Origin of the sequence: Cobetia amphilecti (assembly GCF_032923285.1) — a bacterium.
Lineage (GTDB): Bacteria > Pseudomonadota > Gammaproteobacteria > Pseudomonadales > Halomonadaceae > Cobetia > Cobetia amphilecti.
Genome location: NZ_CP136695.1, coordinates 951182 through 964526, shown reverse-complemented (window position 1 = coordinate 964526; position 13345 = coordinate 951182). Strand labels below are relative to the sequence as shown.

At 61.3% G+C, this 13345-nt stretch carries 9 protein-coding genes and 2 tRNA genes; 2 read left to right on the top strand and 9 right to left on the bottom strand.

Annotated features, from left to right (window positions below; genetic code table 11):
• Positions 1–23: 23 nt before the first annotated feature.
• From lpdA to sdhC, 7 genes are all read right to left on the bottom strand, one after another.
• Positions 24–1463, bottom strand: coding sequence for a dihydrolipoyl dehydrogenase (gene lpdA / locus R1T44_RS04165; protein WP_317292640.1), 1440 nt, complete (start codon positions 1461–1463; stop codon positions 24–26).
• A gap of 113 nt (positions 1464–1576) precedes the next feature.
• Positions 1577–3184, bottom strand: a complete 1608-nt coding sequence (gene odhB / locus R1T44_RS04160) for a 2-oxoglutarate dehydrogenase complex dihydrolipoyllysine-residue succinyltransferase (RefSeq protein ID WP_317292639.1) — start codon at positions 3182–3184, stop codon at positions 1577–1579.
• 51 nt (positions 3185–3235) lie between these two features.
• On the bottom strand, positions 3236–6070 hold the full coding sequence (locus tag R1T44_RS04155) for a 2-oxoglutarate dehydrogenase E1 component (protein ID WP_317292638.1): 2835 nt from the start codon (positions 6068–6070) through the stop codon (positions 3236–3238).
• Positions 6071–6297: 227 nt separating this feature from the next.
• Positions 6298–7002 carry a succinate dehydrogenase iron-sulfur subunit gene (locus tag R1T44_RS04150; RefSeq protein WP_043333105.1) on the bottom strand — a complete coding sequence of 235 codons (705 nt, stop codon included), beginning with the start codon at positions 7000–7002 and terminating at the stop codon, positions 6298–6300.
• 159 nt (positions 7003–7161) lie between these two features.
• The gene (sdhA, locus tag R1T44_RS04145) at positions 7162–8934 is read right to left on the bottom strand and encodes a succinate dehydrogenase flavoprotein subunit (RefSeq protein WP_043333106.1); all 1773 of its coding nucleotides are present in this window, start codon (positions 8932–8934) and stop codon (positions 7162–7164) included.
• 3 nt (positions 8935–8937) lie between these two features.
• Positions 8938–9285 (bottom strand): succinate dehydrogenase, hydrophobic membrane anchor protein, encoded by a 348-nt coding sequence (gene sdhD, locus R1T44_RS04140; RefSeq protein ID WP_043333107.1) that lies wholly within the window; start codon positions 9283–9285, stop codon positions 8938–8940.
• Entirely contained in the window at positions 9279–9656 is a 378-nt protein-coding gene (sdhC, locus tag R1T44_RS04135; protein ID WP_043333108.1) for a succinate dehydrogenase, cytochrome b556 subunit, read from the bottom strand. The genes sdhD and sdhC overlap by 7 nt, the downstream gene beginning before the upstream one ends.
• Positions 9657–10047: 391 nt before the next feature.
• Here sdhC and gltA point away from each other — a divergent pair, with 391 nt between their 5' ends.
• Both gltA and R1T44_RS04125 read left to right on the top strand, forming a co-directional pair.
• Entirely contained in the window at positions 10048–11334 is a 1287-nt protein-coding gene (gene gltA / locus R1T44_RS04130) for a citrate synthase (RefSeq protein WP_043333109.1), read from the top strand.
• A 268-nt stretch (positions 11335–11602) separates the two neighbouring features.
• Positions 11603–12490 (top strand): NAD(P)-dependent oxidoreductase, encoded by an 888-nt coding sequence (locus R1T44_RS04125; RefSeq protein ID WP_317292637.1) that lies wholly within the window; start codon positions 11603–11605, stop codon positions 12488–12490.
• A gap of 530 nt (positions 12491–13020) precedes the next feature.
• On the opposite strand, the gene R1T44_RS04120 is transcribed toward R1T44_RS04125, so the two are convergent.
• Together R1T44_RS04120 and R1T44_RS04115 are read right to left on the bottom strand one after the other, a co-directional pair.
• A tRNA-Glu gene (locus tag R1T44_RS04120) sits at positions 13021–13096 on the bottom strand.
• A gap of 18 nt (positions 13097–13114) precedes the next feature.
• A tRNA-Ala gene (locus R1T44_RS04115) sits at positions 13115–13190 on the bottom strand.
• Positions 13191–13345 lie beyond the last annotated feature (155 nt).

Sequence of the window (13345 nt, the reverse complement as noted above, 5' to 3'; positions counted from 1 at the left end):
GCGCCTCTTGTTCGGAAGGACGCTTACTTGCGCTTCTTGCGGTTTGCGATGTGAATCGCATGCCCGTCAACGGCCAGCGCGGCTTCGTGCACGGCTTCCGACAGTGTCGGGTGAGCCGTGCAGATCAGTGCGAGGTCTTCGGCGCTTGCGCCGAACTCGAGGGCAGTCACACCCTGTGCGATCAGCTCACCGGCATGCTGGCCGATGATGTGAACGCCCAGGACGCGATCAGTCTCAGCGTCGGCAATGATCTTGGCCAGACCTTCAGTGGCATTGTTGGCCATGGCACGACCGCTTGCCGCGAACGGGAAGCTGCCGGTCTTGACTTCGATGCCTTCGGACTTGGCTTGCTGTTCGGTCTTGCCGACCCACGCCACTTCCGGGAAGGTGTAGATGATGCTCGGGATGGCGTCGTAGTTCATCTCGGCCTTGTGGCCAGCGATGATGTCGGCAACCATCACGCCCTCTTCAGAGGCCTTGTGCGCCAGCATCGGGCCACGCACCACGTCACCGATGGCGTAGACGCCCGGCACGCTGGTCGCGCACTGGTCGTCGACGTGGATGAAGCCACGCTCGTCCAGATTGATGCCGACATCGCTGTCGAGCAGGCTCTGGGTGTACGGACGACGGCCGACCGCGACGATGATCTTGTCGAAGGTCTGTTCCTGTTCGCCGTTGGCGTCGGTGTACTTGACGACGACTTCGCTGTCCTTGATGTCGGAACCGGTCACACGGGCGCCGAGCTTGATGTCCAGACCCTGCTTCTTGAGCAGCTTCTGGGCTTCCTTGGCGACGGCCGCATCGACCATCGGCAGGAAGCTGTCGACCGCTTCCAGCACGGTGACTTCAGAACCGCAACGGCTCCACACGCTACCGAGCTCGAGGCCGATGACACCGGCACCGATAACACCCAGACGCTTCGGCGCTTCGTCGAACTCGAGCGCGCCGGTGGAATCGACGATCAGACCTTCGGTCAGCGGCGTCGGCGGAATCTCGACCGGCACGGAACCGGACGCGATGACGATGTTCTCGGCTTCGTAGGTCGCCTTGCCACCGTCGTGATCGGTCACTTCGACCTGCTTGTTCGGCAGCACCTTGCCGGTACCTTCCAGCGCGGTGACACCGTTGGCCTTGAACAGACCGGAGATACCGCCGGTCAGGTTCTTCACGATCTGCGCCTTGCGCTCGATCATCTTGGCCACGTCGATCTCGACGCCGTCGGCCTTGATGCCCAGTTCGGCGTATTCATCACGCGCTTCGACGTACTTGTGCGAGGTTTCCAGCAATGCCTTGGACGGAATGCAGCCGACGTTCAGGCAGGTACCGCCGTGAACGACCTTGCCTTCCTTGTTGACCCACTTCTCGACGCAGGCGGTCTTCAGACCCAGCTGAGCAGCGCGGATAGCGGCAACATAGCCACCAGGGCCAGCGCCAATGACGATCACATCAAATTTATCGGCCATGTCTCTTCCTGTTGGTGCAGTTCGATTCGGGTTGGCAACCCGGCGAGTGTCAGTGCCACCCGCCGGGGCCGCTCACGCCCTCGAGATTCTCAAGGGCGTGAGACATTGCGGTCTCAGACGTCGAGCAGGAAACGAGCCGGATCTTCCAGCAGGTCCTTGATGGCGACGAGGAACTGGACTGCATCCTTGCCATCGATCATGCGGTGATCGTAGGACAGTGCCAGATACATCATCGGACGGATGACGACCTGACCGTTCACGGCCATCGGACGCTCCTGGATCTTGTGCATGCCCAGGATAGCGGTCTGCGGCGGATTCAGGATCGGGGTGGACATCAGGGAACCGAAGATGCCGCCGTTGGTGATCGTGAAGGTACCGCCCTGCATCTCATCGATGCCCAGCTTGCCGGCGCGGGCACGCTGACCGAAGTCGACGATGGTCTTTTCGACATCGGCGAGCTTCATGCTGTCGGTATCACGCAGCACCGGCACGACCAGACCGCGGTCGGAAGACACGGCCACACCGATGTCCTGGTAACCGTGGTAGACGATGTCGGTGCCGTCGATGGAGGCATTGACGTCCGGGAAGCGCTTGAGCGCTTCGGTGGCCGCCTTGACGAAGAAGCCCATGAAGCCGAGCTTGGTGTCGTGCACCTTCTGGAAGGTGTCCTTGTACTGCTTGCGCAGCTCCATCACCGCGCTCATGTCCACTTCGTTGTAAGTGGTGAGCATGGCGGCGGTCTGCTGGGCATTGACCAGACGCTTGGCGATGGTCTGACGCATGCGGCTCATCGGCACGCGCTTCTCGGGACGCTCGCCCTCGAAGGTCGGTGCAGATTTCGGCGCGGCCTTGGCATCAGACTTGGAAGCGCCGGACTTGGCAGCCGGCTTGGCAGCGGACTTGGCCGCAGTGCCTTCCTTGACGGCCTTGGCCACGTCTTCCTTCAGCACGCGACCGCCCTTGCCGGTACCGACCAGCTTGCTGACGTCCAGATCGTGCTCGGCCACCATCTTGCGCGCTGCCGGGGCGAGGATCTTGTCGCCGACCTTCTCGTCCTGACCTTCGTCAGAGCCGGACTTGTCGTCGCTTGCCTCAGCGGCCGGCGCGGCGCCACCGGAAGCACCAGCGCTGAACAGTGCCAGCACGGCTTCGGTCTCGCAGGTATCGCCTTCCTCGACCTTGATCTCGCTCAGGGCGCCGTCGGCCGGAGCCACGACTTCCAGCACGACCTTGTCGGTCTCGATCTCGACGATCAGCTCGTCGCGCTCGCAGGCTTCACCGACCTTCTTGTGCCAGGTGGCGACGGTGCCTTCGGCAACGGATTCCGGGAAGCTCGGCGCCTTGACTTCCAGCGTCTTGCCTTCGCCACCGGCGGCCGGCTTGCTCTCGGCCTTGGCGTCGTCATTGGATTCGGATTCAGTGCTTTCGGACTTGCTCTCTTCAGACGCGGAGTCGTCCTTGGCGTCTGAAGATGCAGCGGCGTCTGCATCACCGATGGAGCCCAGCACTTGCTCGGACTCGCAGGTATCGCCTTCCTGAACCTTGATCTCGCCCAGGGTGCCGTCCTGCGGTGCGACGACTTCCAGCACGACCTTGTCGGTCTCGATCTCGACGATCAGCTCGTCACGCTCGACGCTGTCGCCGGGCTGCTTGTGCCAGGTCGCCACAGTGCCTTCGGCGACGGATTCCGGAAAAGACGGCGCTTTGATATCGATAGCCATTGGAGTTCCTTAACTCAATTCTCTCTCGGTGCCCTTGCGGGTCGCGAGCCTTTACTTGTTGAAGGCGTCGTCGACCAGCTGGCGCTGCTGCTCGTTATGAACGGACATGTAGCCCGCGGCAGGTGCCGCAGAGGCCGGGCGTCCGGCGAAGTCCAGGCTCATGCCAAGCCCCTGACGGTGCTGCTCAGCGACCTGACGCATATGGTGCTGACTCTGATACCAGGCACCCTGGTTGAGCGGCTCTTCCTGGCACCACATCACCTGCTCGAGATTCTCGTAGTCGGCGATGGCGGCCTGGAGCTCTTCCTTCGGGAAGGGATAGAGCTGCTCGACACGGATGATGGCAACATCTTCACGGCCCTGCTCGGCGCGATAGGCGGCCAGGTCATAGTAGACCTTGCCCGCACACAGCACGACGCGCTTGACCTTGGAAGCTTCCAGGTTGCCCTTGTCGGACAGCACCATCTCGAAGCGGCCATCGGCCAGCTCGTCGAGGGTGGAAGTCGCTTCCTTGTGACGCAGCAGAGACTTGGGTGACAGCACGACCAGCGGCTTGCGCAGCGAGCGGATAACCTGACGACGCAGCAGATGGTAGATCTGCGCCGGCGTGGTCGGCATGCATACCTGCATGTTGTGCTCGGCACACAGTTGGAGGTAACGCTCGAGGCGTGCGGAGCTGTGCTCCGGGCCCTGACCCTCGTAGCCGTGCGGCAGCAGCATGGTCAGACCACACAGGCGGCCCCACTTGCTCTCGCCGGAGGAGATGAACTGGTCCATCACCACCTGGGCGCCGTTGGCGAAGTCACCGAACTGGGCTTCCCACACGACCAATGCCTTGGGCATGGTGGTGGCATAGCCATATTCAAAGGCCAGCACCGCTTCCTCGGAGAGGTAGGAGTCATGGATGGTAAAGGTCGCCTGACCATCCTTGATGTGCTGCAGCGGCACGTAGGTGTCGCCATCCTTCTGGTTGTGCACCACCGCATGACGGTGGGAGAAGGTACCGCGACCCACGTCCTGACCGGTGATACGCACCGGGTGGTCGGCATCGACCAGGGTGGCGTAGGCCAGTGTCTCGGCGAAGCCCCAGTTCAGCGGCATGCCACCAGCGGCCATCTTGCGACGATCTTCGTAGATCTTGTTGACCTGACGCTGGACCGAGACGCCGTCCGGCACTTCACACATCTTGTTGGCGAGGGCCTGCAGCTGCTTCATGTCCATCGAGGTATCGGCAACGCCGGTCCACTCGTGGCCCAGGTACGGCGTCCAATCGACGAACAGACCGGTGTTGGGCTGCTTCACCAGCGCATTGGCAACGTGGTTGCCGGCATCCAGATCGGCACGGTACTGGTCGACCAGGTGCTTGGTCTCTTCCGCGCTGAGCACGCCTTCCTCGACCAGACGGTCCGCATACTTCTCGCGGGCAGTCTTCTGGGACTTGATCTTGGCGTACATCAGCGGCTGGGTACCGGACGGCTCGTCGGCTTCGTTGTGACCGCGCTTGCGGTAACACACGAGGTCGAGCACGACGTCACGCTTGAACTGCTGACGGTAGTCGATGGCGACCTGAGCGGCGTGCAGCACGGCGTCCGGATCATCTCCATTGACGTGGATGATCGGCGCCTGAACCATCTTGGCGATGTCGGTGCAGTATTCGGTCGAGCGAGCGTCATCGGCACGCGAGGTGGTGAAGCCCACCTGGTTGTTGATGACGACATGCACGGTACCGCCCGTCTTGTAGGCACGGGTCTGCGACATCTGGAAGGTTTCCATGACCACGCCCTGACCGGCGAATGCCGCGTCACCGTGGATGGAGATCGGCAGTACGCTGTCGCCTTCGCTGTCTTCGCGACGGTCCTGACGGGCACGCACGGAGCCTTCCACCACCGGAGAGACGATTTCCAGGTGCGACGGGTTGAACGCCAGCGCCAGGTGGACTTCGCCGCCCGGGGTCATGACATTCGAGCTGAAGCCCTGGTGGTACTTCACGTCGCCGGAACCCTTGGCAATCTGCTTCTTGCCGTCGAATTCCTCGATCAGCTCTGACGGGCTCTTGCCCAGCAGGTTGACCAGCAGGTTGAGACGGCCACGGTGGGCCATGCCGATCACGACTTCCTTGGTACCGTACTTGCCGCTGCGCTGGATCAGCTCATCCATCATCGGAATGAAGGATTCGCCGCCTTCCAGACCAAAGCGCTTGGTGCCCGGGTACTTGCTGGCGAGATAGCTCTCGAGGCCTTCGGCGGCGGTCAGACGTTCCAGCACGTGATGACGGACATCGCGTGAGAAGTTCGGCTTGGAACGTACGGACTCGAAACGCTGCTGCAGCCAGCGCTTCTCTTCCGTGTTGACGATGTGCATGAACTCGGCGCCGATGCTGCGGCAGTAGGTCTGCTCCAGCGCGGCGTGGATTTCCTTGAGCGGTGCAACATCCTTGCCGAGGAACAGCGAGCCGGTCTGGAACTCGACGTCCATGTCAGCGGCGGACAGCTGATGGAAGGACAGTTCGAGGTCAGGTACCGGTGCCGGCTTGCGCAGACCGAGGGGATCGATATCCGCCTTCTGGTGGCCACGGAAGCGGTAGGCGTTGATCAGCTGGAGAACACGTACCTGCTTCTTGTTCTCGCTGCTTTCGCCCGCAGAGACAGCCACCGGGCGGCGACTGTTGCGACCCATCTCGTAGAACTGATCACGGATCGGTGCTAGCGGAACATCCTGGGAGGGGCTGCCGTCATGACGCGGCAGAGTATCAAAGTAGTTGCGCCACTCGTCGGGAACCTCATTCGGGTCGACAAGATAACGCTCGTAGAGATCTTCTACGTAGTGGACATTCCCCCCGCTCATATGGGAAGTGCGCCACATCAACTCCATTGTGCCTTCTTGCATCTCTCGGTCACCCTGACTGATGGGGTGGGGTAGGCGCCTGACAAGCGCTGTCGGCGTCACTCGATTATGCCCTGTATGGCGAAACCATGGAGGCCTTCACCATCTGAGTCTTCTTTTATCGTCAAAAGCCGGTGCACAAGGCACCGGCTTCAGCAAGCTGTGCGCTGCGACAAGGTGTGACACCCTGCCGCAGCTGACGTGCATCATAGCAAGCTAAGGCGCGGCTTTTAAGTGGCGTTTGCCAGCAAAAGCTCACGAATCTTGCCGATGGCACGTGTCGGGTTCAGACCCTTGGGGCAAACCGCGACACAATTCATGATTCCGCGACAACGGAATACGGCAAACGGGTCGTCCAGCTCGCTCAAACGCTCCTTGGTGGCGGTGTCACGCGAGTCCGCCAGGAAGCGATAGGCCTGCAGCAGACCGCTCGGACCGACGAACTTATCCGGGTTCCACCAGAAGGACGGGCAGGCAGTCGAGCAGCAGGCACACAGGATGCACTCGTAGAGACCGTCGAGCTTGTCACGGTCTTCCGGCGACTGCAGACGCTCGATGGCCGGCGCCGGCGTGTCGTTGAGCAGGTACGGCTGGATGCGCTCGTACTGCTTGTAGAAGATGCTCATGTCGACGACCAGGTCACGCACGACCGGCAGGCCCGGCAGCGGACGCAGCACCAGCTTGTTGTCCTTGACGACTTCGGACAGCGCGGTGACACAGGTCAGGCCGTTCTTGCCGTTCATGTTCATGCCGTCCGAACCACAGACGCCTTCACGGCAGCTGCGACGATAGGCCAGCGAGCTGTCCTGTTCCTTGAGCATTTCCATCACGTTCAACACCATCAGGTCACGACCCTGGGTGTCGACCTGAAACTCCTGCATGTACGGCGCAGTATCGGTTTCAGGGTTGTAGCGGTATATGGATACCTGAAGCATGGTTTCCCCTCCGGGCAAACGGGTCAGGTGCGTGCGGTGACCTGCACGCACCTCGATCACGGCGAACTCAAGCGAGAGTGAACTCGAGCGAGTGCGAACTTGGTCTGAAGCAAGGCGCGGCGCCCCGAGCGGGTCGCGACGCGCGCCTTGGGTTCAGACTCAGTAGGTACGAATCTTCGGCTCGAAACGCTCGACGGTCTTCGGCGCGAAGTTCACATCACGCTTGCCGACACGCTTCTCGTTCGGGAAGAACAGAGAATGCTTGAGCCAGTTCTCGTCATCACGGTCCGGGAAGTCGTAACGGGAGTGAGCACCACGGCTTTCCTTGCGGGTCAGGGCCGCAATGGCAGTGGCTTCCGCCACTTCCATCAGGTTGTCCAGCTCGAGAGCTTCGATACGCGCGGTATTGAAGACCTGAGACTTGTCGGACAGACCCGCCTTGGCGATACGCTCACGCAGATCGGACAGCTGCTTGACGCCCTCTTCCATCTTGTCTTCCTGACGGAAGACACCGAAGGAGTTCTGCATGATCTGCTGCAGTTCGCGCTTGAGTTCCGGCACGGACTCGCCGCTTTCGGACTCGTTCCAGCGGTTCAGGCGCACCAGGGCAGCATCGATGTCGCTCTGCGTCGGCTCGAGGTACTCGACACCTTCGTTGAGCGCGCTTTCGATGTACTTGCCCGCGGCGCGGCCGAAGACGACCAGATCCAGCAGCGAGTTGCCGCCCAGACGGTTGGCACCGTGAACCGACACACAGGCCACTTCACCCACGGCATAGAGGCCGTTGACGATGCGGTCGCTGCCATCTTCGTTCTGAGCGATGGCCTGACCGTGCACGTTGGTGGCGATGCCGCCCATCATGTAGTGGCAGGTCGGCACGACCGGGATCGGCGCGTTGGTCGGATCGACGTGCGCGAAGGTCTTGGACAGCTCGGAGATACCCGGCAGGCGCTTGTTCAGCACTTCCTCGCCCAGGTGATCCAGCTTCAGGAAGACGTGGTCGCCATTCTCGCCACAGCCACGACCTTCGAGGATTTCCAGCACCATGGAGCGCGCGACGACGTCACGGCCCGCGAGGTCCTTGGCGTTCGGCGCATAACGCTCCATGAAGCGCTCGCCGTCCTTGTTGACCAGGTAGCCACCTTCACCGCGGCAACCTTCGGTGACCAGAACGCCCGCACCGTGAATCCCGGTCGGGTGGAACTGCCACATTTCCATGTCCTGGACCGGCAGGCCGGCACGCAGTGCCATGCCGATACCGTCGCCGGTGTTGATCAGGGCGTTGGTGGTGGAGGCGTAGATACGGCCCGCACCGCCAGTGGCCAGAACGGTGGCCTTGGACTTCACGACCACGGTCTCGCCGGTCTCGATGCACAGGGCAATCACGCCGACGATATCGCCGTTGGCATTCTTGACCAGATCGATGGCGTACCACTCGTCGAGGAAGACGGTGCCGTTCTTCAGGTTGGCCTGATACAGAGTGTGCAGCAGGGCGTGACCGGTACGGTCAGCCGCGGCGCAGGTACGAGCCGCCTGGCCGCCCTTGCCGAAGTCCTTGGACTGGCCACCGAACGGACGCTGGTAGATGCGGCCGTTGTCGAAACGGGAGAACGGCAGCCCCATGTGCTCAAGCTCGAAGACCGCTTTCGGGCCTTCGGTACACATATATTCCGCAGCGTCCTGATCAGCGATGTAATCGCCACCCTTGACGGTGTCATACATGTGCCAGCGCCAATCATCATTCGGATCAGCAGAAGCGATGGCACAGGTGATACCGCCCTGGGCAGAGACAGTATGCGAGCGGGTCGGGAAGACCTTGGACAGCACGGCGGTCTTCTTGCCGGACTGGGACAGTTCGAGACCGGCACGCAGGCCAGCGCCGCCGCCGCCGATGATGATCGCGTCGAATGTCAGGCTACGCATGGTGGACATGTATCAGGCTCCCCACAGGACTTGAACGCCCCAGACCAAGAAGATGAACAACGCAAGGATGACGAAGACCTGGAAACCGAAACGCAGTGCGGTCGGCTTCATGTAATCGGTCGCCACGGTCCACAGACCGATCCAGGCGTGTGCGGCAATCGAGATGAATGCCATCAGAGAGAAGATGCGCATCGCAGTGTTCTCGAACAGACCACTCCAGGTGGTGTAGTCGAGGTTCGGATGGAGCAGCAGGTAGCCGACCATGAACACGGAATAGACTGCCAGAATCACGGCAGAAACACGCTGCAGCACCCAGTCGGACAGACCGCTGCGGCTGAAATTGGTGATGTTGTTTACCATACCCAGACTCCCGCCAGGACCACGAGAACAGCACTGATCACGACAGTGACCTGCGCCTTGCGATTAGCACTTTCCAGTTCGACACCAATATCCATGTCCATCAGCAGGTGCTTGATGCCAGCCACGAAGTGGAAACCGAGGGCAGACAGCAGGCCCCAGGCCACGATCTTGGCCAGGAAGTTGGTCGCCAGGGTGTCGCGCACTGCCTCGAACCCTTCCGGGGAGGACAGCGAGGCATCGAGTGCCCACAGCGCAAATACCAGGCCCACGAACAGAATCACGCCGGTAATACGGTGGGTGATTGAAGTCAGCGCAGGGAGAGGGAACTTTATCGTCGTCAGATCGAGATTTACGGGTCGTTTGCTATTCACGGCTCTTACACACTCTCTTGGCCCAACACGGACGCAAGCCCGCAGGGGCGGTGGTTTGAGGAAGGGTCTCGGGCGCAGGCCATCCACGGTACCGAGCCGAATTTCCCGCCAGTCGCGCGACGGTGGATTATAGGGGTTGGCCATTGGCATGACAAATGGCATGACGTCGCAGGGCCGCAACCACGGATTGCACAAAATGCAGTGAACAGGACGCGACCTGACGGCACGGGATACGTAAACGTCGGGGAACTGACGCACAGCAGCATGGCGCGCGTCTCTACGCCGTGTGGCGAATTGACAATCTTTCGCGGGCTTCTATAGTGGGCGGGATTGATGCAAGCCCGGCATGGCAAGCAAGTCAAAGAGTTACGCGAATAATGAGGAGGTCGGCATGACTGACAAGAAAGCGACATTGACAGTAGACGGTATCGACAAGAGCATCGAGTTCCCGGTCTATTCCGGCACGCTCGGCCAGGACGTCATCGACGTTCGCGGCCTGACCGCCGAAGGCATGTTCACCTACGACCCGGGCTTCGTCTCCACTGCCGCCTGCGAATCATCCATCACCTTCATCGATGGCCAGAAAGGCGTGCTGCTGCATCGCGGCTACCCCATCGACCAGCTGGCCAAGAGCTCCAACTACATCGAGCTGTGCTACCTGCTGCTGTTCGGGGAGCTGCCGAGCGACGAGGAATACGACAAGTTCGCCCAGCTGATCAGCAACCACACCATGGTGCATGAGCAGATCGTCAACTTCTTCAAGGGCTTCCGTCGCGACGCCCACCCGATGGCGATCCTGTGCGGCGTGGTCGGTGGCCTGGCCGCCTTCTATCACGACAACCTGAACATCACCAACGAGAAGGAACGCTACGTCAGCGCCGTGCGCCTGATCGCCAAGATGCCGACCCTGGCGGCCATGTGCCACAAGTACAACATCGGTCAGCCGTTCATGTACCCGCGCAATGACCTCTCCTACGGCGAGAACTTCCTGTACATGATGTTCGGCAACCCGTGCGAGGAGTACAAGATCAACCCGGTGTTCGCCAAGGCGATGGACACCATCTTCATGCTGCACGCCGACCACGAGCAGAACGCCTCGACCTCTACCGTGCGTCTGGCCGGCTCCACCGGCGCCAACCCGTTCGCCTGCATCAGCGCCGGTATCGCGGCACTGTGGGGCCCGGCACACGGCGGCGCCAACGAAGCCGTGCTGGCCATGCTCGACGAGATCGGTGAAGAGTCCGAGGAGAACATCCAGCGCTTCATCGACAAGGCCAAGGACAAGGAAGACCCGTTCAAGCTGATGGGCTTCGGTCACCGCGTCTATCGCAACTTCGATCCGCGCGCCAAGGTCATGAAAGAGACCTGCGACGAAGTGCTGGAGCAGCTGGGCATGGCGGACGACCCGCAGCTCAAGATCGCCAAGCGTCTGGAACAGATCGCGCTGGAAGACGAGTACTTCATCGAGCGCAAGCTGTACCCGAATGTCGACTTCTACTCCGGCATCATCCTCAAGGCGATCGGCATCCCGACCAACATGTTCACGGTCATCTTCGCCATGTCGCGCACCATCGGCTGGATCTCCCACTGGAACGAGATGATCGCCGGCGGCCACCGCATCGGCCGTCCGCGTCAGCTGTACACCGGCCACCCGCAGCGCGACTATCCGGCCAAGTAACCCAGCACCAGGCAACCAGGCACCCGGCAACATCGGGTCATGCGCCTGCAGGACAGACCGCCTCTTCGGAGGCGGTTTTTTTGGCCTGTTGCCTCTCATGCGCGCAGCCCCTGCCTGACAGCAAGCCATAAAGCCGCCCCATCCCCGCCCCGAACGTGCTAGCGTGCTGATGTACCGGCCTCTTCACGTCCTGTGCGCGCCGGCACGCCATGCGCCCCACCGCGAGCGGCGCAACCTCATTCCTGATTGATGGCAAGGAGCCCCCAGCATGTCAGACACACACACAACGCCACGTACCGCCGCCTTCATCGGACTCGGTGTCATGGGTCACCCCATGGCCGGCCATCTGAAACGCGCAGGCCTTGAGGTGCGGGTCTACAACCGCACACGTGCACGCGCCGAGCAGTGGAGCGAGGAGTACGGCGGCAGCCATCACGCCACCCCGCGAGAAGCCGCCGAGGGCGCCGATATCGTGCTGATGTGCGTGGGCAATGATGATGACGTGCGCAGCGTCACCTACGGCGACGACGGCGTGCTGGCCGGCATGACGAGCGGCAGCCTGCTGGTGGACCACACCACCGCCAGTGCCGACCTGGCACGCGAGCTGGCCGCCGCCGCGGGCGAGGCCGGCATCGGCTTCGTCGACGCACCGGTGTCCGGCGGCCAGCAAGGCGCCGTAAATGGAGTGCTGACCATCATGTGTGGCGGCAGCGAGGCGGATTACGCACGCGCCGAGCCGGTGCTGACGCACTACGGTCGCATGGTGAAGCGCATCGGCGAGACCGGTGCCGGCCAGACCACCAAGATGGTCAACCAGATCTGCATTGCCGGGCTGGTGCAGGCACTTTCCGAGGGCCTGCACTTCGCCGAGCAGGCGGGACTGGATCGCGAGGCGGTGATCGAGGTGATCTCCAAGGGCGCCGCCGGCTCCTGGCAGATGGAAAATCGTCACGCCACCATGATCAAGGACGAGTACGATCACGGCTTTGCCGTCGACTGGATGCGCAAGGACCTCGACATCTGTCTGGCGGAAGCACGCCGCATCGATGCCAGCCTGCCGGTGACCGCGCTGGTCGATCAGTTCTATGCCGACGTGCAGGCCATGGGCGGCAATCGCTGGGACACCTCCTCGCTGCTCAAGCGCCTCTCCAGATGAAGCGGGACTGAATACATGCGAGCGAGCTGAATCGCATCACACGGCCTCGCACTGAAAACGCCTCATTCCAACGCCATATGGACGCGGGAATGAGGCGTTTTTTCATGCCGCAGCGCAACATCCCAGACAGCAGCGGCGCTCATGATGTTTTTCCACACTATCTGTGGATAACCTCGTTGATAACCCCTAGACAAGCGCGGCGAACCAGCATGACAGCGGGCTTACCAACAGATTGCACAAAATTTAACCAGCGTATAAACCATTGATATAAAAGAAATTTTTCGTAACACGACGTAAGCGCCAGCCGCAGGGGCCGCACTTTGGGAAGAGATGCAGGGGGAGTTGTGACAGCGCGCGAACAGTGGACAAGACACGGGGTCTGTCAAGGGCGACTTGGGGATAACATGCTTTTCTGCCGACACACAGGCTGTGTATAAGCCAGAATCAGGGACAAAAAAAACACACCCCGCAAGGTGTGCTTTTTTGTTGACTTCACGAGACCTGAAAGGTGACTCGAGATGTCTGAAGAGTGGCGTCCCATAGGGGGTTCGAACCCCTGTTACCGCCGTGAAAGGGCGGTGTCCTGGACCACTAGACGAATGGGACGCAGTCGCTTGAGAAACTTGGTGGAGCCTAGCGGGATCGAACCGCTGACCTCAACACTGCCAGTGTTGCGCTCTCCCAGCTGAGCTAAGGCCCCGTCTCTCAAGAACGAGGCGTATCTTACTGATAACCCTCGGGGTCGTCAACTTCTTTTTCACACAATTCTCATCGTGATGCTGATCAGCACTGAAAGCGCTGTTCAGCGCCCTGCTGCAAGACATGGCCCCCATGACGACATACGTCACGGGGGCC